At 63.7% G+C, this 23,884-nt stretch carries 27 protein-coding genes; 15 read left to right on the top strand and 12 right to left on the bottom strand.

Annotated elements, in window-relative coordinates:
* Window positions 1–56: 56 nt before the first annotated feature.
* The gene (pncB, locus tag LC298_RS03245) at window positions 57–1,364 is read right to left on the bottom strand and encodes a nicotinate phosphoribosyltransferase (RefSeq protein WP_131564714.1); all 1,308 of its coding nucleotides are present in this window, start codon (window positions 1,362–1,364) and stop codon (window positions 57–59) included.
* A 9-nt stretch (window positions 1,365–1,373) separates the two neighbouring features.
* Window positions 1,374–1,973 (bottom strand): bifunctional nicotinamidase/pyrazinamidase, encoded by a 600-nt coding sequence (pncA, locus tag LC298_RS03240; protein WP_131564716.1) that lies wholly within the window; start codon window positions 1,971–1,973, stop codon window positions 1,374–1,376.
* Window positions 1,974–2,140: 167 nt separating this feature from the next.
* On the opposite strand from pncA, the gene LC298_RS03235 reads away from it, so the two are divergent.
* Both LC298_RS03235 and LC298_RS03230 read left to right on the top strand, forming a co-directional pair.
* Window positions 2,141–2,716: a thermonuclease family protein gene (locus LC298_RS03235; protein WP_158284658.1), complete on the top strand. Its 576-nt coding sequence runs from the start codon at window positions 2,141–2,143 to the stop codon at window positions 2,714–2,716.
* Window positions 2,717–2,920: 204 nt separating this feature from the next.
* Complete coding sequence (locus LC298_RS03230; protein ID WP_223385516.1) at window positions 2,921–3,376, top strand: thermonuclease family protein; 456 nt, start codon at window positions 2,921–2,923, stop codon at window positions 3,374–3,376.
* 3 nt (window positions 3,377–3,379) lie between these two features.
* Here LC298_RS03230 and LC298_RS03225 read toward each other — a convergent pair whose 3' ends face one another.
* Entirely contained in the window at window positions 3,380–3,652 is a 273-nt protein-coding gene (locus LC298_RS03225; RefSeq protein ID WP_131564720.1) for an usg protein, read from the bottom strand.
* A gap of 211 nt (window positions 3,653–3,863) precedes the next feature.
* On the opposite strand from LC298_RS03225, the gene LC298_RS03220 reads away from it, so the two are divergent.
* The 6 genes from LC298_RS03220 (at window position 3,864) to LC298_RS03195 (ending at window position 10,072) form a co-directional block, all read left to right on the top strand.
* Complete coding sequence (locus LC298_RS03220) at window positions 3,864–4,328, top strand: cupin domain-containing protein (protein ID WP_131564722.1); 465 nt, start codon at window positions 3,864–3,866, stop codon at window positions 4,326–4,328.
* Window positions 4,329–4,489: 161 nt separating this feature from the next.
* Window positions 4,490–5,035 (top strand): hypothetical protein, encoded by a 546-nt coding sequence (locus LC298_RS03215; protein ID WP_131564725.1) that lies wholly within the window; start codon window positions 4,490–4,492, stop codon window positions 5,033–5,035.
* The gene (locus LC298_RS03210) at window positions 5,032–6,390 is read left to right on the top strand and encodes a GAF domain-containing protein (protein WP_131564727.1); all 1,359 of its coding nucleotides are present in this window, start codon (window positions 5,032–5,034) and stop codon (window positions 6,388–6,390) included. Before LC298_RS03215 ends, LC298_RS03210 begins: the two co-directional genes overlap by 4 nt.
* A gap of 235 nt (window positions 6,391–6,625) precedes the next feature.
* A complete protein-coding gene (locus LC298_RS03205; RefSeq protein WP_223385515.1) occupies window positions 6,626–7,399 on the top strand; it encodes a hypothetical protein in 774 nt (257 codons plus the stop codon).
* A gap of 72 nt (window positions 7,400–7,471) precedes the next feature.
* Window positions 7,472–7,960, top strand: coding sequence for a c-type cytochrome (locus LC298_RS03200; protein WP_131564729.1), 489 nt, complete (start codon window positions 7,472–7,474; stop codon window positions 7,958–7,960).
* Window positions 7,961–8,446: 486 nt separating this feature from the next.
* Window positions 8,447–10,072, top strand: a complete 1,626-nt coding sequence (locus LC298_RS03195; protein WP_131564731.1) for a long-chain-fatty-acid--CoA ligase — start codon at window positions 8,447–8,449, stop codon at window positions 10,070–10,072.
* A gap of 36 nt (window positions 10,073–10,108) precedes the next feature.
* On the opposite strand, the gene LC298_RS03190 is transcribed toward LC298_RS03195, so the two are convergent.
* The 6 genes from LC298_RS03190 to LC298_RS03165 form a co-directional block, all read right to left on the bottom strand.
* Window positions 10,109–11,257, bottom strand: a complete 1,149-nt coding sequence (locus tag LC298_RS03190) for a sensor histidine kinase (protein WP_131564733.1) — start codon at window positions 11,255–11,257, stop codon at window positions 10,109–10,111.
* A complete protein-coding gene (locus LC298_RS03185) occupies window positions 11,254–12,264 on the bottom strand; it encodes an ATP-binding protein (RefSeq protein WP_131564735.1) in 1,011 nt (336 codons plus the stop codon). The genes LC298_RS03190 and LC298_RS03185 overlap by 4 nt, the downstream gene beginning before the upstream one ends.
* Entirely contained in the window at window positions 12,261–12,668 is a 408-nt protein-coding gene (locus LC298_RS03180; RefSeq protein WP_131564737.1) for an ATP-binding protein, read from the bottom strand. The genes LC298_RS03185 and LC298_RS03180 overlap by 4 nt, the downstream gene beginning before the upstream one ends.
* Window positions 12,665–13,027 (bottom strand): STAS domain-containing protein, encoded by a 363-nt coding sequence (locus LC298_RS03175; RefSeq protein WP_199223164.1) that lies wholly within the window; start codon window positions 13,025–13,027, stop codon window positions 12,665–12,667. Before LC298_RS03175 ends, LC298_RS03180 begins: the two co-directional genes overlap by 4 nt.
* Window positions 13,020–13,910, bottom strand: coding sequence for an STAS domain-containing protein (locus LC298_RS03170; protein WP_131564742.1), 891 nt, complete (start codon window positions 13,908–13,910; stop codon window positions 13,020–13,022). Before LC298_RS03170 ends, LC298_RS03175 begins: the two co-directional genes overlap by 8 nt.
* Window positions 13,911–14,107: 197 nt before the next feature.
* Window positions 14,108–14,530, bottom strand: coding sequence for a GFA family protein (locus LC298_RS03165; protein ID WP_131564744.1), 423 nt, complete (start codon window positions 14,528–14,530; stop codon window positions 14,108–14,110).
* 72 nt (window positions 14,531–14,602) lie between these two features.
* Between LC298_RS03165 and LC298_RS03160 the strand changes: the two genes are divergently transcribed.
* Window positions 14,603–15,544 carry a LysR family transcriptional regulator gene (locus LC298_RS03160; protein WP_131564746.1) on the top strand — a complete coding sequence of 314 codons (942 nt, stop codon included), beginning with the start codon at window positions 14,603–14,605 and terminating at the stop codon, window positions 15,542–15,544.
* A 157-nt stretch (window positions 15,545–15,701) separates the two neighbouring features.
* Window positions 15,702–18,158, top strand: coding sequence for a DNA topoisomerase (ATP-hydrolyzing) subunit B (gene gyrB, locus LC298_RS03155; RefSeq protein WP_131564748.1), 2,457 nt, complete (start codon window positions 15,702–15,704; stop codon window positions 18,156–18,158).
* A 191-nt stretch (window positions 18,159–18,349) separates the two neighbouring features.
* Here the strand turns inward: gyrB and LC298_RS03150 are convergent, their stop codons facing one another.
* Window positions 18,350–18,628, bottom strand: a complete 279-nt coding sequence (locus LC298_RS03150) for a DUF1294 domain-containing protein (RefSeq protein ID WP_131564750.1) — start codon at window positions 18,626–18,628, stop codon at window positions 18,350–18,352.
* A 210-nt stretch (window positions 18,629–18,838) separates the two neighbouring features.
* Here LC298_RS03150 and LC298_RS03145 point away from each other — a divergent pair, with 210 nt between their 5' ends.
* The 4 genes from LC298_RS03145 to LC298_RS03130 all read left to right on the top strand — a co-directional run bounded on the left by LC298_RS03145 (window position 18,839) and on the right by LC298_RS03130 (window position 21,033).
* Window positions 18,839–19,165 carry a hypothetical protein gene (locus LC298_RS03145; protein WP_131564752.1) on the top strand — a complete coding sequence of 109 codons (327 nt, stop codon included), beginning with the start codon at window positions 18,839–18,841 and terminating at the stop codon, window positions 19,163–19,165.
* Window positions 19,166–19,226: 61 nt separating this feature from the next.
* Window positions 19,227–19,706, top strand: a complete 480-nt coding sequence (locus LC298_RS03140; RefSeq protein ID WP_131564754.1) for a DUF992 domain-containing protein — start codon at window positions 19,227–19,229, stop codon at window positions 19,704–19,706.
* A gap of 23 nt (window positions 19,707–19,729) precedes the next feature.
* Window positions 19,730–20,533, top strand: a complete 804-nt coding sequence (locus LC298_RS03135) for a MipA/OmpV family protein (protein WP_131564756.1) — start codon at window positions 19,730–19,732, stop codon at window positions 20,531–20,533.
* 32 nt (window positions 20,534–20,565) lie between these two features.
* Window positions 20,566–21,033 (top strand): hypothetical protein, encoded by a 468-nt coding sequence (locus LC298_RS03130; protein WP_131564758.1) that lies wholly within the window; start codon window positions 20,566–20,568, stop codon window positions 21,031–21,033.
* Here LC298_RS03130 and LC298_RS03125 read toward each other — a convergent pair.
* Window positions 20,987–21,949: a LysR family transcriptional regulator gene (locus tag LC298_RS03125; RefSeq protein ID WP_131564760.1), complete on the bottom strand. Its 963-nt coding sequence runs from the start codon at window positions 21,947–21,949 to the stop codon at window positions 20,987–20,989. The genes LC298_RS03130 and LC298_RS03125 overlap by 47 nt on opposite strands.
* 683 nt (window positions 21,950–22,632) lie before the next feature.
* On the opposite strand from LC298_RS03125, the gene LC298_RS03120 reads away from it, so the two are divergent.
* Complete coding sequence (locus LC298_RS03120) at window positions 22,633–23,061, top strand: hypothetical protein (protein WP_131564762.1); 429 nt, start codon at window positions 22,633–22,635, stop codon at window positions 23,059–23,061.
* A 7-nt stretch (window positions 23,062–23,068) separates the two neighbouring features.
* Here LC298_RS03120 and LC298_RS03115 read toward each other — a convergent pair whose 3' ends face one another.
* The gene (locus LC298_RS03115) at window positions 23,069–23,836 is read right to left on the bottom strand and encodes a glutathione S-transferase family protein (RefSeq protein ID WP_131564764.1); all 768 of its coding nucleotides are present in this window, start codon (window positions 23,834–23,836) and stop codon (window positions 23,069–23,071) included.
* Window positions 23,837–23,884 lie beyond the last annotated feature (48 nt).

Raw genomic sequence — 23,884 nt, 5'->3', positions numbered from 1 at the left:
CTAAATTCCAGCGAGCGGTCGTCAAATGAGGGGTGCGGACGTCGCCGGCGGAAACGCTATACGACGACCGCCTGCTTGACCCGCTCCTCGGTGCCGAACAGTCTGATGTAGCGCTCGATCTCGCTGGGGTCGCCGGTAGCCTTGTTCGGATTGTCCGAAAGCTTCACCGCCGGAAGACCGTTCGCTTCGGTCACCTTGCAGACCAGCGAAATGGCGCGCAACTGATCGTTCTTCTGCGGCGCGCAATCCACGAAATCGTTGGTCAGGTTGGTCCCCCAACCGAATGCCATGCGCACCCTGCCCTCGAAATGATGGAAGGTTCTGACGATCGTATCCACCTCCAGCCCGTCGGAGAAGATCAGGATCTTCTCACGCGGATCCTGACCGTGTTCGCGCCACCACGCCATGATCCGCTCGCCACCCTCGATCGACGGCGCCGAGTCCGGGCGAAAGCCGGTCCAGTCGGCGACCCAGTCCGGCGCGTCGCGCAGAAACGCCGCCGTGCCGAACGTATCGGGCAGCACGATCAGCAAATTGCCGCCGTAAAGCTTGTTCCAGTCCTCCAGAACGCGGTAGTTCGCCTGCCGGATGCCGGCATCGGTTTCCGCCAGCGCCGCGTAGACCATGGGCAATTCGTGCGCGTTTGTGCCGACGGCCTCCAGGTCGTTGTCCATGGCCAGCAGCACGTTCGACGTGCCGGTAAAGGCGCCTGGAATGCCCTCCGCCAGCGCCTGCACGCACCAGCGCTGCCACAGGAAGGAATGTCGCCGCCTTGTGCCGAAATCGGAAATGCGCAGGCCCTGGAGCCGCTTGAGCATCTCCACCTTCTCCCACATCTTGGCCTTGGCGCGGGCATAGAGCACGTCGAGTTCGAACGGCCCCATGCCGCGCATTGCGGCGCGCGAGCGCAACTCGTTGATAATGGCGAGCGCCGGGATCTCCCACATCGTCGCGTCGGTCCACGGCCCGTGAAAATGCAATTCGAACTGTCCGTCACGCTCGGCCAGTTCGTAGTCCGGCAGGCGGAAATCCTCGAACCAGGCGAGAAACTCCGGATCGAAGATCTGCCGGCGGCCGTAAAACGTGTTACCCGCCAGCCAGATGCGCTCCTTTTTCGACAGCCGCACCGTGCGTGCATGGTCGAGTTGCGCGCGCAATTCGTTGACGTCGATCTCGTCGGCGAGGCGGATTTCCGGCTTGCGGTTGATCAGCGAGAAGGTGACATCGACGTTGCGATGCATCTTCCAGATCATCTGCAGCATCATCAGCTTGTAGAAATCGGTATCGAGCAGCGAGCGAACGATTGGATCGAGCTTCCACGTGTGATCGTGGACGCGTTTGGCGATGTCGAGCACGCGAGCCAACGGACGATCCTAGAGCAGGTGCACGCCGGCAGCGCGCATTGTGTCGGTCATCGCGGCAAGCGAGCCGTTGAGATCGATCGCCCGGCAGGCCGGCATCACGACCGAGACCTTGAAGCCGCACTTGACGGCATCGAGCGCGGAAAATCCCACGCAGTAATCCGTCGCCAACCCCGCGAGCACCACCTCGGCGATGCCGCGCTCGTTCAGATAGCCGCCAAGCCCTGTCGGCGTCGTGTGGTCGTTCTCGAAAAACGCCGAATAGCTGTCGATCTCCGGGCGGAAGCCCTTGCGGATCACCAGTTCGGCCCGCGTCCACTCGAGATCGGGATGAAATTCCGCGCCTTTCGAGCCTTGCACGCAATGGTCGGGCCACAGCGTCTGCGGCCCGTAATCCACCTCGATCGTCTCGAACGGCTCCCTGCCGGGGTGCTGGGAAGCAAACGATGCGTGCCCCGCCGGATGCCAGTCCTGTGTCAGCACGACATGGTCGTGGCTGGAAATCAGGTGATTGACCAGCGGCACGATCTCGTCGCCGCCATCGACGGCAAGCGCCCCGCCGGGGCAAAAGTCGTTCTGCACGTCTATGACGATGAGCGCCTTGTCCGCCATTTACGCCTCCTTGCCGGTTGTGCCCACGAATAGGACAACGAAAGGGCGAAGTGAAGGGCAGCCGGCGGACCGAGAAATGCATTCCCTTACGGAATTCCCTGATTTTACGGATCAGGATGAACCGATTGGTAATGCAATCGGGCTAGTGTCGCTTCATGATCAGGGGTATGGGTATCGTAAAAGCTGACGACAACGCGGTGGAGGCGCTTCCCGCGCCGCGCCGCCGTGCCTATACGGCGGTCGCCGCCGCCCTGCTGGTCGCTATGGCGGGCGGCTGGTATTTCTTCGAGCGTTTTACAGAGGAAAAGGCTCCTCTGGCCCGGAACTCGATTTTCACGAGTGCTTATGGTGAACGCTCCGCCAAGTACGATACCTTTGAGGGCGCCGCGCCGCGCCGTTTTAGGCCATGCGGTGCTGAACCCCATGACAACTGCGTCGTGGATGGCGACACATTCTGGTTGAACGGATACCACATCCGCATTGCGAATATCGATGCACCGGATGGGGATACGGATTGCGCCGCCGGGAAAGCCGCGGCGCGGGACGCCACGCGCACCTTGTCAAAGCTGCTCGATGGCAAGCTGATCGATATTCGCGGTCAGGGCCGGGACCGCGAAGGCCGTCTGCTGGCACTGGTTTCGACCCGCGAAGGCGACGTCGGCCGCAACATGGTCCGCTGGCGGGTGGCGAAACCCTGGAATGGCCGGGCCGAACCCGACAACGACTGGTGTGCCGCCGGCTGACGTTCGGGACTCGCACCCGGTCTGCCGCGTCAACCTCCGGGTAACCTCTCCCTGACAAACCTCGCATCCATGGGCCGGCCTAAAGCGATTCGTGGACAGACGAGAAGATCCCGGCGTCTCGCGGCAAGGGGCGGGCGGCGCCTTTCCCGGGCGGTCTCTCTCGGCCTGAATTCCGTCGTCGGGGTCATGCTCGGCGCTGTGGCCGTGTCTTTCATTCTGTCGGTATCGGATCTCATCCCCACGATAACGACCGACCCGGTCGTCACGAATGCCACCGTGCCGCAGCTCGAACTGCCGGTCCCGGCAAGGCCTCGGGCGATGCCGGTCTGTGGGTCGGGCCGGCGCTTCAACTGCGTTGTCGACGGCGACACGCTGTGGGTGGACGGCGAGAAGATCCGGGTCGCCAATATCGATGCGCCGGAAGTTCGCGGCCGTTGCGGCCGGGAATCGGTGCTGGCGGCGGAAGCCACGCGCCGCCTTGGGCATTTGCTGGATCGTAAGCCGATCAGCATACGGGCGCTGGGCAGTGACCGGTTCGGGCGCACGCTTGCGGTTGTGGCAACGCCCGATGGCGATGTCGGCGAGGCGCTGGTGCGCCAGCAGCTTGCCGTTCGCTGGCGCGGACGGCGCGAGCCGGCCTCCACATTGTGCGCAGGCTAGCCCCTAATGCAGCAGGATCTCGCCGTCGACCCGCTTGAACTCGCTCGGCCGGATCAGCCGCTGGTGCGTGTAGCGCACTGAGTGCAGCGGACCGTCCAGATTCGCCTCCCAGAAATCCAGAAACCGGTACATCTCCGGAAAGTCCGGAGCGATATCGTAGTCTTGCCAGATATAAGTTTGAAGGATTTCAAGGTGGTCCGGCATGCGGTAGAGGATATGAGCCGTCGTCAACCCATAGCCTTCCAGCTGCAGTTCGAAAGCGCTTTTGTCCTGCATCGGTGCTCCTCACGAGTGATTCTGCACCTTTAAACGCTACCTCAAAACAGGAATCTGTCAACAAATACAGCTTCTTGGCAGCCATCACAAATGAGTGCTCGTCACCGAGGGACCTCCCGGGCGTGCATTCTGGCCGGACGCCTCGCATGGGCTGGATTGACGTAAGGGAAGATTTTCAGCATCCTTTCCCGGGCTTGAAGGAGGGCAGGACATGGCCGAACAAAAGTCCATCGACTGGCGCAAGCACGGGGTGAAGATCATTCCTTCCGACCAGCTCGACACCAACACCCCGCAGACAGAAGGCATGAACCGCGCAGCCGCTATCACCCACGCGCGCACCGGCGCGGAAAAGATTTGGGCTGGCACCGTTGTGATCGAGCCCAATGCCAAGACCGGCGCCCACCACCACGGCGAACTCGAGAGCATCATCTACGTAATCAAGGGGCGGGCGCGGATGCGTTGGGGAGAAAACCTTGAATTCACTGACGAGGCCGGCCCGGGCGATTTCATCTATGTGCCGCCCTATGTGCCGCACCAGGAGATAAACGCAAGACCCGAAGAGCAGCTCGAATGCGTTGTCATGCGCTCCGGCCAGGAGCCCGTCGTCGTCAACCTCGACCTGGAACCCGTCGAAGAGCCCGAAACGGTGATCTGGACCGACGACATTCATCGCTGACCCGCCCGCCGCCATCATCGAATATCTGGTACGGATCTAAGCAGCTGGAACCCCTTTGGCGCGGGCGTCAGTCCCGGCGCCGCTGCGCATTTGCGATAGACAAGCCGAGCAAAAGCGCGCAACGATTATTCGTTGCGCACAATTTGCTCGGACAGGCAGCCATGGGAACTCACGAGCGCCCCGCAACGCCGGAAGAAGACATCGCCAGATACCGCGAAGGTAAGACAACGCTTCGCGGCGTTCTGACGACGGACCTCATTGAGCTTGCTCAGGCCGGCGCCAGTATCATTTTGGGATGCCGGAGCAGCGACGGCTACCCGGTCGCGGGCAATGGCCTTGCTTGCCGCGTCGACCAGGCCGGAAAGATACGGGTGCTGTTCGGCCGCGCCGGCAACGAACCGCTGCTCTCCGCGCTTGAAGCGGGGAGCGGCATTGCCGTGACCTTCGGACGCGTCCGCGACCATCGCGGGTTCCAGGTCAAGGCGCGAAGCGCCGCCATCCGGCCCGCGGGCCCGGACGACACGCCGGAGATTGCCCGTCAACTCGCCGTCTTCTGCGGCGAACTCGTCGACATCGGATACGCGCCGCCAATTGCAGAAGGGTTGACGGCGTGGGAACCCGATGACGTCCTCGCGATGGAGTTCTTTCCCGTCAGCGCCTATGTACAGACTCCGGGACCCGGGGCCGGGAGCCCGCTTTCGCTATGAACGATCTGTGTCTGGAAGCCCTGCGGGGTGCGCTGGAAGGGGTGATTCCGGCGGTTCTCGCCACCGTGGATGGTGACGGCACTCCGAACGTCTCGATGATTTCGCAGGTCCATTATGTCGAGCGCCAGCAGGTTGCTCTTTCATACCAGTTTTTCAACAAGACACGCCGCAACCTCATGGTGAACCGGCTCGCGTCGGTCCTCGTCACCGACGGCACCACGCTGGCGATGCACCGTCTGCAGCTCGAGTACCGGGAGACGCTGACAAGCGGCCCGCTGTTCGAAACGATGAAGGCGAAGCTGGCCGGCATCGCCTCCCACTCGGGTCTGGAAGGCGTCTTCCGGCTGCTCGGTTCCGACCTGTTCCGCGTCTTGTCGATCGAGACGGTTTCGGAGCCGGTACTTCACCCGCCGCCCAACAACCGCTCACTTCTTTCTGCGGCGCAGCAAACTTGTACGGAACTCGCCGTCATGTCCGATCTTGACGAGCTGCTCGACCGGGCCCTGCATTGTCTCGATCGCAACTTCGGTATCGCCTATTCGATGGTGCTGATGGTGGAGTCGCATGCCCGGCGCCTCTACACGGTCGCCTCCCACGGTTACGAGACGTCCGGCATCGGCTCGGAGGTCGCCTTCGGCGAAGGCGTCATCGGGGTGGCGGCGCGCGAGAACACCCCGATACGCATCGGCCACATGACAACGGAGTACCGTTACGGAGCGACGCTGATGGATTCGGCCCGGCGCGCCGGGATCATCGCCATAACGCCGGTCGAAATCCCGTTTCCCGGTCTGCATGCGCCCAAAAGCCAGATCGCGGTGCCGATCTCGCTGGGCGGACAAATCCTCGGCATTCTTTTCGCCGAGTCAGAGGAAATCATGGCTTTCTGCTACGAGGAGGAAGATGCGTTGCGCATTGTCGCCAGCCATCTCGCCGTGCTGTTAACGCTCCTGCGGGAGGATGAGGAGGCCGTGGGGGAACCGCTCGTGCAGGAATCGCTTCCGTCGGCCGATACGGTTACGATCCGATATCACCGGCTCGACCAAAGCATTTTTCTCGACCACGACTACCTGATCAAGGGTGTGGCCGGAGCGATCCTCTGGCGTCTCGTTTCTGAACATGTTCAGACCGGCAGAACGGAATTCTCCAACCGCGAATTGCGGCTCGATCCTTCGTTGCGGTTGCCGGCGCACGCGGAAAACCTTGATGCCAGGCTGATCCTCCTGCGCAAGCGCCTGGACGAGCGCGACGCCTGCATCCGTCTCGAGAAGTCCGGCCGCGGCCGTTTCCGTCTCCTCGCCCGGTCTCAGCTCGAACTGGAGGAGATGGGAGAAACCGGTCAGCCGCTGGCCGTTTAGCAAAGATTTAGCATTCCGCGCAGAATCTCTTAGCAAGCCTTCCGCGTCGTCAGGGTGTAATTGCTCGTCCCGGACGAACCCCGCCGTCCCCGCGAGACGACCCCCCTGTTTTCGCGCCGGATCCGGGTCGCGTCCCCCCCGAAAGGGTCTCACCGTGAAAACCAACCTCGCCAGGGGTGGTCTCCGGTTGTCCTGCGGCAGCCGGCCACCTTCGCGAATCCGAGAGGAAAACGAAATGCACACAAATGATCGGATCACTGAATCTGCCGGTGCGGGACAGGAACGGGCTGGTCCAGCCGCAAGGACGCTGGAACACCGCGAACTGACCCGGGCAGCTGTGAAGTCTGCTGTCATCGCCGTTTCGGCGCTTGCCCTCATGGCAACTGCTGCCTGGGCAGGAGAGCGGGCTCGCCTCGACACGGTGCGGGTCGACACGTCGTCGGTCCCGCAAGCCGGAGAACCGAGCCTTGCCGAAGTTCGTACCGCGACCGAGCGGTTTCGCAATGTCAATGTCGCGCTGGCCGAGGGCTACCTGCGCGATCCTGGCGATGTGTGCGACACCGCCGACATGATGGGCAGGCCCGCGGAGTTGGGAGCGATGGGCATCCATTTTTTCAGGCCGGATCTGCTGGGCATATCGGCGCCGCCAAATCCGCGTGTCGACGGAAACGGCCAGCATACCGACTTTTCGACCCCATCGATTTTGATCTACGAGCCACAGGCGGACGGGTCGCTCGAATTGGTTGCCGTCGAAAATCTGGTGTTTGCGGAGTCCTGGAAACAGGCGGGCTACGATGCGCCTCCGACCTTCCACGGCGTCGCCTATGACACCATGTTCGACGATCCGGCCACCGAGATCGACGAGGCCCACATGTTCGAACCTCACTTTGACAGGCATGTCTGGCTCTATCGCGAAAATCCGAATGGCGTCTTCGCCCAGTTCAACCCGGCCGTCACCTGCGAGCATCACCGGGGCGGTCCGCAACACGCCGATGCCGGCCAGGAGTGAGTTGCCGGAATTTGCCTGACATCGCGGCAGGGCCGGCACCGATGGCGCCCTGCCGCAGAGGGAGACAGAGAGATGACACTGAAAAGGACACTTGCCTTCGCCGCACTGGCGGTCACGTTGCCCGTGATGGTTTCTGCCGGCACGGATTCGGACAAGCTGCAGCGCGGCGCCTATCTGGCGCAAATCATGGATTGTGCCGGCTGCCACATGCCGCGCGGTGCCGGCGGAGAACCGCTGGCGGACGCCGGTCTCTCGGGCGGGAATATCGGATTCGAAATGGCTGACGGGACGATCTGGCCGCCGAACCTGACGCCGCACGCAACCGGGCTTGGCGGATGGACATCCGCGCAGATCATCAATGCGGTGCGCTACGGCGTGCGTCCCGACGGGCGGGCGCTCTCCCCGGCCATGCCGTGGATGGCCTATTCGGCGCTCACGCCCGAAGACGCGGGAGCACTTGCCGCATATCTGATGTCCGTCGAGCCGGTGGAAAGGACGTCCCCGGACCCGTCGAAGTCTGACCACTCCGCGCCTTTCTACAGGGTGGTCGTGCCGGATTAGATAGTGCCGGGCAACATTCCCGACCGGACGAAAACAGGTATGAACACAGCCGGCCCGATTGCTTGGGCGGCGTATCGAAAGGGCTCGCGTTCCACTGCGGACGGAGAAACATCATGTCGTGCACGTATCTTCAGAGTACCGCTGAAACTTCCGCCCGGGGGGCAATCGGCGCCGCGGCCACGAGCGGGAACAGAGCAAGCACTTCGCCGCCGTTCCCGCCCGGCATTCGCGTCGTTCCTCCGGTGGACCTTTTCGAACAGGCCGCACGTCTCGCGGACGCGCTGGAGGCGGGCACGCTCGAACGAATCGAAATCCCCCTTCCGCTCGTGGCATAGCAGGCACGTGCCCGGCATCTCCGGACCTGGATGCGATGCCGGGCGCGACGGCCGACCAAAACGCCGGATCGGTTGCTGGACGTGTTCATCGCCTCTGGACATTTCCTGACGGTTCGCCAGATTGGGCGGAAAGCATCCGGGGGAGGAACGCATGCACGGATTGATGCAGGAATGGCCGCTCGTCTGCCACAAGATCATTGACTTTGCCGCCCTTCAGCATCCAGGACGCGAGGTCGTCTCGCGCTCGGTCGAGGGACCGATCGTGCGCACGACCTACTCCGATGTGCGGGACCGTTCCCTGAAGATCGCGCAATTGCTGGCGCGCGAGGGCTTCAGGAAGGGCGACCGCATTGCCACCCTCGCCTGGAACACCGCGCTTCACCTGGAAGCGTGGTACGGGATCATGGGTGCCGGCGGCGTTTATCACACGCTCAATCCGCGCCTCTTTCCCGACCAGATTGCCTGGATCATGAACCATGCCGAGGATCGCGCGATCTTTGTCGACCTCTCCTTCGTGCCGATCGTCGAAAAGATCGCCTCGCAGGTGCCGACGCTGAAAAAGATCATCGTGATGACCGATGCCGCACACATGCCGGAAACCGTTTTGGAAAACGTCGTCTGCTACGAGGACTGGCTTTCCGGGGCCGATGGGGATTTTGCCTGGGTCGATGTCGGCGAGAACGACGCGTGCGGCATGTGCTACACCTCCGGAACGACGGGCGATCCCAAGGGTGTGCTCTATTCGCACCGCTCCAACGTCCTGCACGCCATGATGGCAGCGCTGCCGGACGCCATGGGCGTCGGCGCCAGGGATGTCATCCTGCCCGTCGTCCCGATGTTCCATGCCAATGCCTGGGGCCTCGGCCAGACCGCGCCGATGATCGGCGCCAAGCTGGTCATGCCGGGCGGCCGGATGGACGGCGAGTCCATCTACGAATTGCTCGATGCCGAGAAGGTCACCTTCACCGCTGCCGTGCCGACAGTCTGGCTGATGCTGCTGCAATATCTCGAGCAGACCGGTAACAAGCTGCCGCATCTGACAAAGGTGGTGATCGGCGGCGCGGCCTGTCCGCGCGCCATCACCGAAAAGTTCGAGAAGGTCTACGATGTCGAGGTTGTTCACGCCTGGGGGATGACCGAAATGAGCCCGCTCGGCTCCCTTTGCACGATGAAACCGGAATATGCCGATCGGACCGGCGACAGGCTGATGGACATCAAGCAGAAACAGGGCCCTGCGCCGTTTGGCGTGGAGATGAAGATCACAGACGACGCCGGAAACGATCTTCCCTGGGACGGCAAGACATTTGGTCGCCTCAAGGTCCGCGGACCCGCCGTCGCCTCCTCCTATTACGGCGGCGCGGGCGCGGAGCAATTCGACGACGAAGGCTGGTTCGACACCGGCGATGTCGCCCATATCGATGAGTTCGGCTACATGCAGATCACCGACCGCTCCAAGGACGTCATCAAGTCGGGCGGGGAGTGGATCTCGACCATCGATCTGGAAAATCTGGCCGTTGGTCACCCCGACGTCGCCGAGGCGGCCGTCATCGGCGTCGCCCATCCGAAATGGGACGAGCGGCCCCTGCTCGTCATCGTCAAGAAAGACGGCAAGTCCCCCGCCAAGAACGACATTCTCTCCTTCATGGAGGGCAAGATCGCGAAATGGTGGCTGCCCGACGATGTCGCCTTCGTTGACGAGATTCCACACACGGCCACGGGCAAGATCAAGAAGACCGCCCTGCGCAAGCAATTCGCTGATTACAAACTGCCGGCCTGATTAACTGCGGACGGGCGGTTAACGGCGAGCGCGCCCTCAGGTCTCGGTCAGGAGATCCCTGTCGAAGCGGATGGTCACCCGCAGACCCTTTGTGCCGTCGGTGGTAATCTGGCCGCCATATTTGTCCGCCATTGTGCGGATCATCCGCCAGCCGAGAGACGACGACCGTTCGGGGCGGTCCTGGCCGGCGGGAAGGCCGTTGCCGTCATCGGCCGTTACCAGCGTCAGGTAGCCGTCCTGGGATGAGTCGAGCGAAACGGTAATGCGTCCCTCGGAACGTCCGGCGAAGCCATGCTTCATCGCGTTGGTGATCAGTTCTCCGACGATCAGGCCGAGAGCCACGGCGGCGCCGCTTCCGACAGTCACCTGGTCTCCTGTAACCTCGGTCGAGATGAGCAGGTTCGGGGCGCTGAATGCCCGGCGTGCCTGGGCTACGACTTCCTCGAGCAGGGGAACCAGCTGCATCTCGCCGCTGGTTTCGGCATGCTGCAATTGCTGGTGCACCTGTATGATCGCGTTGATCCGGCCTTCGAGTTCCTTGAGCGCCGCGCGCGTTTCCTCCTGCTTCGCGCCGGAGCGGCTGAGCCGCACCAGACTGGAGACGAGCGCCAGGTTGTTGCGCGTGCGATGATGAATCTCGGCAATCAGCAGGTCGCGTTCGCTCAGCGCCCGCATGAGGTCGTCGTTCTGCTGCGCCAGCACCGCTGCGGGATCGATCTGGTCCAGCGCTTCGATCGCATCGGCCGCCTCCTTCACGGTGTCGAGCAATTCGCCTTCCGGCCGTTCCGACAGGAAGCCTGCTTCCACGCGTGTTCCTTCAGGCCCGGTCCTGATGTCGAAACGGTCGGCCATGCGGTGCACGCCGCGCAGGCCCAGACCGAGACCCCCCTTGTCCGCCGGGCGGCGCCGGCCCTGCAGCAGATCGTCAACGCGCTCGATCCCCGGGCCCTCGTCGATGGCGGTACCGATCGCGGCGATCTTCCTGCGGTGCGCATCGAGGGCGAAGTTGATGCGGCCGCCCCCTCCGTGCTGCAGGATGTTGCGCGCCAGTTCGAGCCAGGCTGTGACCACCCGTGTTTCGGCAAACGCGCTGAAGCCGGTCGTCCGCGCGACCAGTTGGCCGATCTGGCGTACTCGCACGATGTCCTGTTCGCGTGTTACCCGCACGGATGCCAGCCGTTTCATCGTTGGTCCTGGTCTTTCCGGATCTTTACGACCACGATCCCTGCATCGTCGCGCCCGCGCAGATGATCCCGCAAGATCACGCCGGCGATAGTCAGGGCGGAGCGGCGCAGCAGGCCGGTCCGGCTCTCGAAGCCGCGCAGCGTGGAGATCCCGTCGGTGTGCATCACCACCGTGTCGCCCGGCTGGATGTCGAGCGTCTCCACCATCGCCCGCCGCTCGACCGCGCCCAGCCGTCCGTCCCGCGACGCCAGCCGGCGTATGGCTCCGTTCGAAAGGTGCAGTGTGGATATGTTGCCGATACCCCCATAGGTCATCGTCGGCGATTCCCCCTCCACCTGGCATAGCGCCGCGACGGCTCCGCGCGTCGGCCGCATTGTGTGTGAGAGGTCGTCGAGTATCGTCTCCACCGGCGCTCCGCCATGGTTCTTCAGACCTTCGATCGCACGATTGGCGGCTTCAGCGGCGCGGGGACCGTGGCCGAGACCGTCGCACAGGAAAAACTGGCTGCTCCGTCCCGTGGTCCGCAGCAGCCAGGCATCACCGCATTCGCTCTCGCCGGGGTGGTTCAGCCGCAGTCCGGCGGCGTCGAACCGCCGGGTCTTGCCGTCGGAGGCGGATGGGCCGAATTCGCAGGCTACGACCGTCCCGGCCCCGGGCTCCGTGTGAATGTCGAAGCGATCCGACAGGCGCTGCATCGCGCCGAGGCCGGTTCCGCTCCCGCCACCCGTCGATTCGCCGTCCCGCATCATTCGCTCCAGCTTTGCGATGCCAGAGCCCTTGTCCATGGCGATGATGACGAGCTTCTTCGTGCCGAAAAGAGGCATCGTGTCGATGAGGATGTTGCCGCGTCCGGCGTACCGGACGATGTTGGTGGCGGCCTCGGTCGCGACGATGGCGGCGCGCTCGATGGTGTCGCTGTCGAAGTCCTCGGCGGCGGCAACTCGCCGCAATCGCCGGCGTGCGTCCGCGGCGGAACTCTGGTCGGTGATCCTGACGAACTCGCTCATGCCGTCCCCGACATGCGTACAACCGTGCCGCTTCCAGGTGATGAAACCAGCTCGAATGTGTCGGCCAGCCGCCGCGCGCCTCCAAGCCCCTTGCCCATGCTGCGTCCCGTGCTGAAGCCGTCCGACATTGCCTGCTCCGTGTTCTCGATCCCCGGCCCGTTGTCGCTGCATATCACCGATACTCCCGGCGGGCGGTCGTGCACGAATATGGACATTTCGCCGCCGCGCCCATGGGTCACGGCATTCCGCGCTATTTCGCTGACCGCCGTGACGAATCGCGTCTTCCGGATGGCGCGGGCCTTGAGGTCATCGAACGCACGGGACACGGCCTGTCGCGCGCGCGCCACATCGCGGTCGGTGGAAAGCTTTACTGTCGCGACCAGGCGGCCGCCGGGAACGGTCATCTCGTGCGGTTAGCCCTGATGCGCCGCAGCGCCTGGCTGACGGACAGGGCCATGTTGCTCTCCGGCAATGTCATGCCGAGCTCCACCAGGGTCATGGCGACCGCGGGGCGCATGCCGACGATGTAGGTTTCTGCATCGAGCAGTTTGGCCACGCCGGAAAGCTGGGCGAAGATGCGGCCGACGAACGTGTCGACGATATCGAGAGCGCTGATGTCGATCACCACGCCCCGCGCGCCCGTTCGCACGACCTCCTCGGACAGCCCGTCCTGCAGCTCGATGACGTCGCTATCCGTGATGTCGTCCTTGATGGAGACCAGCAGCACGTCCTCGACGGCGTAGATGCCGACCGCGTTAGACAAACTGTTCGGCCTCGCCGCCGCGCCGCGTGATCGTGTAACCGACCGTTTCAAAGGCATGGACCAGCGCAGTGCGGATCGACGAACGCGTGGTCACGTCGCCGACATCGACGCCGAGCTGGACGATTGTCTGGGCGATCTTCGGGCTCACTCCGGAAATGATGCACTCGGCGCCCATCAGCCGTACCGCCGCGGCGGTCCGCAGCAGGTGTTGGGCGACCTGTGTGTCGACAGTTTGCACGCCGGTAATGTCCACGATGGCCACTTCGGCCCTGTGTCTGACGATTGCCTCCAGCAGATTTTCCATGACTTCCTGCGCGCGAACGGAATCCAGCGTTCCGATCAGCGGGATGGTCAGAACCCTTTCCCACAACTCTACGACCGGGGTCGACAGTTCCAGCATCTCGTCGCGCTGGCGTTCGATGACCTGCTCGCGTTCGATGATGAACTGCTGGTTGGTGAACAGTGCGAGCTCGTCGACCACGCTGCCGAACTTGACGATCTCGTCGAGCATCGTATCGACCTTCTTGCCGTAATGCTCGCGCAGCCGGTTGAAGACCGGTTCCTTCAGTGCAAGCACGAAACCCGCCATCTCGCCGGCAGGCACGCCGCGGCCGATTCGCTCGCGAGTGATGTCGTCGAGAACGTCACGCAATTCCTGCCAGGATTTGTGCTCGAGACTGAAATCGGTGACCGAGCCGCCCGCTCGAATTCCGTGGATGAAGGCCCGCAGGAAACTGCGGGTCTGCTCATGTATCTCTGTTTCCGAGAAAAGGTCAGTCCGCTGGATACCCTCATCCTTCTGCATCTCGATCCAGTCGTTCACGACCGCGTCGAAATCGTCCTCGATGATTTCCAGCCCCTTGCCGTCGCTCCGGTTGGGCATGTGCGCTCCCTTTTGGTGTCCGTCTGTCCCTTGGCGGCTCCTTACCTTTCGAGACGGGGCGACGCTATATGTTTTGATGATCTTTTCGATAAGAAGAGCGGATTTTTCCCGAGGCGCATGGTAGAATCGAGGATGTTACCTGAAATATGACCCGCAAGAACTAGCGCCGCGAGGCCGCTTGCGAAAATCTTTAGGCTTTAGGCGGTCGGAAGTTGGTCGCGACGGGTTCTCGGCAGGTCGTACCAGTCGCCCTTGGATTCCTCGAACATGTTTTCGACGATGCGCGCGCCCACTGGCCCGATCACGGAGCCGGCAGAGACCATGACGTGGTCCGCCAGATGCCTGTCCTTGAACAGCCGCGAGCCGCACTTGGAGCAGAACCCGCGCCGCACATTTTCCGAACTGTCGTACCAGGCCAGCGTATCGTCGAACAGCATGACGATCGCCTCTCGCGGAACAGCCAGCATCGCATTGTAGTTGCCGTGCAGAGTACGGCAATCGGTACAATGACAGGCCACCACGCCAGAGCGACTGGTCGGCAGGATAAATGACACCCCGCCGCAATGACAGCGGGCAGTCAATCCGTCCACTTTTCCCCGCGAGTCGACCTGCATGTTCATCGAGTCGGCCTTTTCAATCCCCGTTAACCTCGATAGGACGGCGACCGTTATCAACGAAAATGAAAAATAATCATGGCAGATATTGATGAGATCAATCTCAGGCGGCTCGACATGGCCATGCTGGTGACGTTTCTTTCACTGCTGCGGCACGGCAAGGCGACGACCGTCGCGCAGGAAATGGGCTTGACCCAATCCTCGGTCAGCCACACGCTTGCTCGCCTTCGGGACGTGTTTGGCGATCCGCTGTTCCTGCGCCGGCCGCACGGCTTGGAGCCGACCGCCCGGGCCCTCGAATTGGAGCCCCAGGTCCGCGCGGTGATTGATGTGCTGGACGCCGCCCTGCAGGGGGCGACCGGGTTCGATCCGGCGCGGGCCACCGCGCGCGTGGACATCGGCGCGTTCGACGGCGAACTTGCCGTTTATGGGTCCGCTTTGCTGGCGCGAATGCGCCGTGAGGCGCCGGGCATATCGGTCGGATTCCGGATTCTCGGCCGCGAGGCAGCGCTGGCTGCTCTTGAAAACCGCGAGATCGATCTCGCCATCGGCTTCTTCTGGCAGGAGCACGACGCCATTCGAGAGTTGCTGCGAACCGACACCTACCGTGTGGTCGGGCGTGCAGATCACCCGCTGTTGAGAGGGGATCCGACCCTCGATGAATATGTCGCCGCCGATCACCTGATCGTCTCCCCAGCAGGAGACCTTTACGGAATTGTGGACCGGCATCTGGAAGACTTCGGAAGGTCCCGCCGTGTCGTCGCGGCAATGCCACAGTTTCTGACCGCGTTTGCGGCCCTGTCGCAGACGGATCTGATCGCCACGGTGCCGGCCGGCCTGGCCCGGCGGTTCGGAACTGCTTTCGGTTTGGCTGTGCGACAGCCGCCGATTACGATCCGTACTTTCGAGATCAACGCGCTGATCCATCGCCGCAACGACAAGAGTGCTCTGCACCGGTGGCTGTTGGAACAGGTCGTCCACGTCGCCCGCGATGAAGCCGGTGAACGGAAGGGAACGTGACAGCGGCCTGTCTCGCGCTCCTGTGAAGCGGTCCGTCGGCCCGCCCTTCCGATTTGGCTTTTCGCCTTTGAAATCCTATATCTAGGCTCTCTTTGCCGTGCACGATTCGGGGACAGTGGATCACGCGCGCCCCGCCCACCGAAAGACCCAAGAAAATATGAGCGAAACGCCTGATATTCCAGAAGAAATTCCGGCCGATGCCGGTGAGTACGGCGCTGATTCCATCCGCGTGCTAAAAGGCCTCGACGCGGTGCGCAAGCGGCCCGGCATGTATATCGGCGACACCGACGATGGTTCCGGCCTGCATCACATGGTCTACGAGGTTGTGGACAACGCCATCGACGAGGCCCTCGCCGGCCATGCCGACCTAGTCACCGTCACCCTCAATGCCGACGGTTCTGTGACCGTCACCGACAATGGTCGCGGCATTCCGACCGACATCCATTCGGGCGAGGGCATCTCGGCCGCCGAGGTCATCATGACCCAGCTCCACGCCGGCGGAAAGTTCGACCAGAACTCCTACAAGGTCTCCGGCGGCCTGCACGGCGTCGGCGTCTCGGTGGTCAACGCGCTGTCGGTCTCGCTCAAATTGAAGATCGGCCGGGGCGGCAAGTTCCACGAGATGAGCTTCACCCACGGTGTCGCCGACGGTCCGCTTACGGTCACCGGCGAGGCCGGAGACTACACCGGCACGGAAGTCACCTTCACGCCCTCGCAGGACACCTTCACCAATGTCGAGTTCAGTTACGAGACGCTGGAGCATCGTCTGCGCGAACTGGCCTTCCTGAATTCCGGCGTCCGCATCAGGCTGACCGACCACCGCCACGCCGACCCGCGCGAGACCGAACTGTTCTACGAGGGCGGGCTTGTGGAGTTCGTCCGCTATCTCGACCGCGCAAAGAAGCCGCTGATCGAGATGCCGGTCCACATCACCGGCGAGAAGGATGGCATCACCGTCGAGGTGGCGCTGTGGTGGAACGATTCCTACCACGAGAACGTGCTCGCCTTCACCAACAACATCCCGCAGCGCGACGGCGGCACCCACATGGCCGGCTTTCGCGGCGCGCTGACCCGGCAGGTCACCGGCTATGCTGAGCGGTCCGGCCTGACCAAGAAGGAGAAGGTGTCGCTCACCGGGGACGATTGCCGCGAGGGGCTGACCTGCGTCCTCTCGGTCAAGGTGCCCGATCCGAAATTCTCATCGCAGACCAAGGACAAGCTGGTCTCCTCGGAGGTGCGGCCGGTCGTCGAGAGCCTCGTCAACGAGCGCCTGTCGGAATGGCTGGAGGAAAACCCTGCCGAAGCCAAGACCCTCGTCGGCAAGGTGGTCGAGGCCGCCGCCGCCCGCGAGGCTGCCCGCAAGGCGCGCGAGCTCACCCGCCGCAAGGGCGTGCTCGACATCACCTCGCTGCCCGGCAAGCTCGCCGACTGCCAGGAGAAGGACCCGGCGAAATCCGAAATCTTCATCGTCGAGGGCGACAGCGCCGGCGGCTCCGCCAAGGGCGGACGTTCCCGCAAGAACCAGGCGATCCTGCCGCTGCGCGGCAAGATCCTCAATGTCGAGCGCGCCCGCTTCGACCGCATGCTGTCCTCCGACCAGGTCGGCACGCTGATCACCGCGCTCGGCACCGGCATCGGCAAGGACGAGTTCGACGCCGAAAAGGCGCGCTACCACAAGATCATCATCATGACGGACGCCGATGTCGACGGCGCCCACATCCGCACCCTGCTGCTCACCTTCTTCTTCCGCCAGATGCCGGAGCTGATCGAGCGCGGTTATCTCTACATAGCCCAGCCGCCGCTCTACAAGGTGACGCGCGGCAAGGCCTCGCAATATCTGAAGGACGAGAAGGCGCTCGAGGATTACCTCATCGACCTGTCTCTCGATGACACCGCGCTGGAACTCGCCAATGGCGAGGTCCGCGCCGGGCAGGATCTGCGCGCCGTCATCGAGACCGCGCTGCACATGCGCACCCTGCTGGGCGGCCTGCATTCGCGCTACGATCACGCCGTCGTCGAGCAGGCCACCATCGCCGGCGCCATGAACCCGGCGGTGCTGGCCGATCTCGCCCGCGCCGAGGAGGCCGCCGCGGAGGTCGCTCGCCGTCTCGACCTGATCTCCGAGGAGACCGAGCGCGGCTGGACTGGCCGCATCAATCCGTCGAATGACGGCTCCGGCGGGCTGATCTTCGAGCGCACCGTGCGCGGCGTGAAGGAGGCCGTGGTGCTCGACGCCGCGCTGATCGGCTCGGCCGATGCGCGTGCGCTCAACCAGTTGTCACCGCATCTTCAGGAAGTGTTCGCCGCGCCGCCGGTGCTGCGCCGCAAGGAGGCGGCCGACACGATTCCCGGACCGATGAAGCTGATCGATCTGGTCTTCGCCTTCGGCCGCAAGGGGCTCACCCTGCAGCGCTACAAGGGGCTGGGCGAGATGGACGCCGAGCAGCTCTGGGAAACGACGCTCGATCCCGAAGCCCGCTCGCTTCTGCAGGTGAAGATCAACGACGCCACCGACGCCGATTCGCTGTTCTCGCAACTGATGGGCGATGAGGTCGAGCCGCGCCGCAACTTCATCCAGGACAACGCATTGAGCGTGGCCAATTTGGATATCTGACGCCCCACTCCCCCCTTGGTGGGGGTGAGTAGCGGTCGCCGCAGGCGGCCAATCGACAACGATTTGTCGATTGGAGCGACGAACGCGCGGAGCCGTAGCAAAGCGCCGGGCAAATTCAGCGCCTTGGCCGCAGGCTAAGTGCTGGAAATTGCAAGAGAGGGGGCGGGGGTCCTCGCCATAAGGCGCGCTCTTCACCGCAAAAGTAAATACCACCCCGCCAGGGCCAGCCCGGCCGCCTGCAATCCCACAATCCCATAAAGCTGCCCGACAAAGGGCTGCTTGCGCGTCTTGTGGCGGAACAGCGCACGGCCGGCAAACGCGCCGGGCGTCCCGCCAATCAGCGCGAAGGCCAGCAGGGTCGATTCCGGCACGCGCCACACTCCTTTCGCCGCGCAGTACTTGTCCCATCCGAACAGGGCGCAACAGGCCACGTTGACGGCGGCGAGGGCGATGAGCGTTTCGGCGATCATTTGGGTTCGCCTATCCCGTGCGGCGGCGCCTTGCAAACGCCCGATGCGGGGATGACAATGTCGCGGGGAAAGCCTGCCGCGCGGACCGGTCGCGCCCTTCCAGCCTCCGCAAGATATCGAAAATCCTCATCTTACCTATCATTAAATATCGTTATACCGATAGTTAATTTTCGGCTATGGGTCCGCCGGCACACTTCGGAGGTCCATACGATGCATTCCATCGCGACACCAAAACTGACGGCGTCCATGCTGGCTCTCGCCCTTCTGCTGGCGGGCTGCGCCACGTCGCCCGACTTCGGCGAGACGCTCGAGACGCGCAGCGAACAGGCGAGCGCCATCGCCGGCGACTACAAGAAGGGCGAGAAGCTGATCGAGGCGGGCCGCAAGGATGTCCGCGAGGGCCGCAAGCTCGCCCGCAAGGGCGAAAACCGCGTCAATCGCGGAGAAGACCGCATCCGCGAGGGCGAGGCCATGATGGCGGCCGCCCGCGCAGCCTACTGCCGGGACACCGGCTACGCGACGCCGGAATGCCGCTGACCGGCAATCCCCCCAAACCGATCCCGTTTCAACGGAATTTACTTCAAAAAGGAGACATCTCATGCGCATTATCAACATTCTTGCAGCAGCCGCGATCGCGGCGTCCGCAACCGTCCTTCCCGCCTCCGCCGAGGTCACGGGCACCAAGGTGGGCTCGCTCGATTGCGAAGTCGAGGGCGGCATCGGCCTGCTGATCGGATCGAGCAAGAAGATGCAGTGCACCTTCTCTGCGGCGGACGGCAGCAGCGAGGACTATACCGGCACGATCAACAAGCTTGGCCTCGACGTCGGCATCACCGGCAAGTCCTACATCAAGTGGATCGTGTTCACGCCGGCCGGAAGCGAGATCGGCAAGTTCGCGCTTGCCGGCAAATATGCGGGCGTATCCACCGGCCTGTCACTCGGCATCGGCCTCGGAGCCAATGCGCTCGTCGGCGGCCAGGAAAAGAACATCGGCCTGCAGCCGCTCAGCATCGAGGGCCAGACCGGCCTCAATGTGGCGCTCGCGGTCTCGCAGCTCTCGCTGCAGGCGGCGCAGTAACCGGTTGGGGGACGGAGAGGGTCATGACGCATCGTTTGCCATTCATGCACGTCCCTCGCGTGCGGCTGATCGCCGTGGCTCTCTCCACCGCTCTTTCCGTGGCGGCGGGAGGCGCCACGGCCGACGAGCGCGGCCCCGGTATCGAGTTCGAGCTCGGAGCGGGCGCGCTTACCGCGCCGCATTACGAGGGCTCCAGCCGGTATCGGGTCCGCCCCTTCCCGCTGATCCGCTTCGGCTATCTGCAATTGCCGAACGGATTTGCTCTCGGCGGCGGCGACGGGCAGGGCCTTTCGGCCGCGCCGTCGTTCAGGTATCGCGCCGCCCGCAAGGCTGAGGACGCGCCGGAACTGACCGGCCTGCGCGATGTCGACGCCGCCGTCGAGATCGGCGGCGGTCTGCGCTATACCGCCGGAAACGTCCGCCTGTTCGGCGATCTGCGTTACGGCGCGATCGGCCACAACGGCATCACCGGCGAAATCGGCGCCGACATGATCGCCGCCCCGGCCGAACGTCTGACCGTCAGCGCCGGCCCGCGCCTGTCCTTTGCCGATGACCGTTACATGCGCACCTATTTCGGCGTTACCGCCGGCGAGGCGGCCGCCAGCCCGTTCTCCGCGTTTGCGCCGTCCGGCGGCTTCAAGTCCGCCGGCGTCGGCACCGCCGCGCGCTATCAATTCGACGATCGCTGGGCGCTCGAGGCGGAAGCATCGTGGAACCGTCTGATCGGCGATGCCGGGAATTCGCCGATCGTCGCCGCCGGTTCGCGCGACCAGTTCTCCGCCGGCATCGGCCTGGTGCGAAAATTTTCACTCGGATTCGGCGACTGAGCGCCGCATTCGACGCAGAAGGAAGGGGCAGAATGATTGCTGCAGCGACTTTCGGTCCGTCGAGAGCTGACCGCTCCCCCACGGAACGCGCGGATGCCCTGCCCTTCGTTGGCGCGCTGCGTCTCCCCGCCTATTGCGGCCGCGAACTGCGTTACGTCCGCTCCGATGCATTCGGCCGCAGCGTTCTCTGGGTGCACGACGCACAGGTCTACTCCCATCTCGGGCAGCCGTCCTTGAGCTTCCGGTTCTCCGGCCGGTCCGCGACCCGGTTTACGGCGCGCATTTCGCTCTGCGAAACGCTGCCGGTTTCCGGTCGGGTGCATGGCCTGCGCTGCTACCTCGCGGAATTGACCGTCGAACACGATAACGTTTCCCTGCCACTGCCCGTTTGGCTTGCTGAGAGTTCGCCGGACAATCCGGACCTGCATCTGGCGCGAAGCGAAGCCGAGGCGCTCAGCCTGGGACTGATCCGGTCGGAACTTGGTCGGTGTCCTCGATAATATCGACGAGGCGCGGCGCCATGCTGACCGGCTCCACGCCCGCTTCCTCCAGCAGCTCCGCCTGATCCTCCTCCACGCGGCCCGCCACCCGCCGCAATGTCGTCAGCGCCCGCTCCACCAGCTCGGTGTCCGATTCGCTGTGCCAGACCGCGTAGACCGGAAACGGAAACACCGGCGCGTCGCGTACCACATGCAGCGTTCCCTCTTCCACCTCGTCCTCGATGAAGCGCGCCGGGAAATAGGCCGATCTCTGGTGCTCGATCACGTAGCGGGCCGACAGCGTTCCGAGGCTGAGCGTCACATGCGATGCGCGAAAGTCGGGAAAATAGGTCTTGTGCGCCTGGACGAACTCCGGCCCCCAGTCGATGAAGATATAGTCGGTGTCGAGACCGCCTCCGTTTTCCGGATCGCTGGAGGCCAGCACCAGCGAGTCCTCCATGATTACCTCGACCTCCAGGCCCGGCCTCAGTTGTGGCGTATACATCACCGCGATGTCGAGCACGCCGTCCAGCATCATCCGGATCAGCCCGTCCGGGACGCCCATCTCGGCACGCAGGGCGATATCGGGCATCAGCCGTTCCAGAAGGCGCAGCCAGCGCATCGAGAATTTCGGCCACAGACTGTACTGGCTGCCGACGATCAGCGAGCGCTCGAAGCCTTCGGGCACCGCAACCTGATACCTTGCCTCTTCCCAGACCTTCAGCATCGACCGCGCGAAACGCTCGAACTGTTCGCCCGCCGGCGTGAGTTCCGCGCCCGCCTTGTTGCGGATGAAAACCGGCGTTCCAAGCAACTCCTCCAGACGTTTGACCCGCAGGCTGACAGTGGATTGGGTGACGTGGAGGCGCTTCGAGGCGCTGAGAAAACTGCCGGACGTGACGATTTCGAGGAACGTGCGGGCAAGTTCGGTGTCCATCTGTCCAGAGCATCCGTTTTCGAGTGACTTCGCAAGCCGAAAATCGAATCTCGCTCGCGACGCGGGGTGTATAAGTTTTTCGCCGCTTTTCGCCCAACCCGTTGAGATCGCGCGGCATTCGCATTTCTCTGCCAAAAACTTATCAACACCTCCCGCGCGTCCCTTATTCTCGGTGCTGTCCTCTCGTTGGAAGCCCGGATGCGCACCGGTACCGGGGAGGGGAACGGCGCCTGTCGGGCCGCGAGGGAGTGTCGCGGTTTTGGTGGTGAACCTCCACGGCAGGGCGGCATGATGGTTCGTGGCGTGTGGATCCCGGACAGCGGCTTGCCGCTTACGAAGGGAGAATTCGGATAGCGGCTTGCCGCTTGCGATTGAAACTCCACCGACCCGCCCGGCCCTGGGCGTTTCTCCGTGAGTGGAGCGGCCCCGGGTTCTACCGGCGGGAAGCCTCTCTCTCACGGAGACGGCGCCGCGGGGACTGAAGCCGCAAGAACGCCGAGCGGGCGGTCCTGTGGAACGCACGTAACAAGAATCAGATGAGCGATCCCCGGGCCGCCCGTCTTCCGCTTCTTTGACATAACCCGGCTTCAGGGATGAAGCGCGGTGGCGAAGAAGCGCGCCCGAACGTCTCCACCTCCCGCCAACCGTCCCGATAATTTCCGCAACCCGCACAGGAGGCCTCGATGCCCAAGCGCAATCCCACACCCGAACCCCAGGAACCCAGCCCGACCATTGAACCCATCGTCAACGACCCCGATTGCTACAACTTTACCCGCATACCCGCCGGCATGCTCGATCCGGTCTACGACGAACGTGCGATAGAGCAGCATGCTGGGCGCGATGCCGCCACCCTGCGGAAATGTCACGTGCAGTGTCCGAAAAAGCCCTGCCGGTCGGCAAAGGCGTGTCTGGGGGGCGGTGCGCTCGGCGGCCCGAACGCCTGCGCCAGCCCCGGCTGGGACGAATCGGCGATGCTGCTTTCGATCTATCTCTACAACCACGCGATCGGCATCCGCGAGCGCCACAAGGCCTGGGCGATCGCGCGCGATTTTGGCGCCGATCTGCAGGAGGGCGATCCGCATGAGGGGCTCGCCGACCTGACCGGGACGTGATGCGCGCCTACAGGTCGCGCTCGCTGCCGGTATCGACGACGCCCGCCTCCGCAAAGCTCGGCCGGTCTTTCATGCGGGCGTAATAGCCGGCGAGATGCGGCATCTTCCCGTCCGCCCACCAGACGTTGAAGCCGTGAATGCAGAACCGCGCCAGCGCAGCCGTGGCGAAGGTGTCGGCCAGCGAATAGGCGTCTCCGGCGACGAAGGCGCTTTCGGCGAGCGCCCCGTTCAGCCGTTCGGCCAGTTCGCGCGCTTCGCCGACATGGCGGCCGACCTCTGCCGGGTCCGCGAGGATGCGCCGCAGCCGCGCATTGCCTTCGATCCGGGCATTGAGCGCGTCGGCCAGCTCGCGGTGATCGTCCCGCATGGCGCGCAGAAATTTGCCGCGGGCTTCGACGGTGTCGGATTTCCGGTCCTCGTCGAGCCGCCCCGCATAGAGCAGCACGCCGTAGTGCAGGTCCATGATCGCGTCCATGGTCTCGTTCATCGCCGCCACTTGGTCGGGGTCGGCGGGAGTCAGCGGCGGGCCGTCGAAATCGGCATCGATGCGCCGCACGATGGCCTTGGTGTCGGTGACGATTTCCTTGCCGATCGCAAGTGTCGGCACCACCGCCTGCGGGTTCAGCGCCGTGTACCAGGGCTCGAACTGTTCGGCCCGGTCCATGATGTCGACAATCCGGCGGCGGTACGTCACGCCCTTTTCGGCGAGCGCGAGGCGCGCCATCTGCGAGCAGATCGAGGCGGGAAAATCGTAAAGCAGGACGTCCTTGGTCATCCGCCCACACTACCCCATGGCGGCAACGGGGCAAACCGCCCGGCCCAT

Origin of the sequence: Oricola cellulosilytica (genome assembly GCF_019966575.1) — a bacterium.
Lineage (GTDB): Bacteria > Pseudomonadota > Alphaproteobacteria > Rhizobiales > Rhizobiaceae > Oricola > Oricola cellulosilytica.
This window is presented reverse-complemented; position numbering and strand designations above follow the sequence as displayed.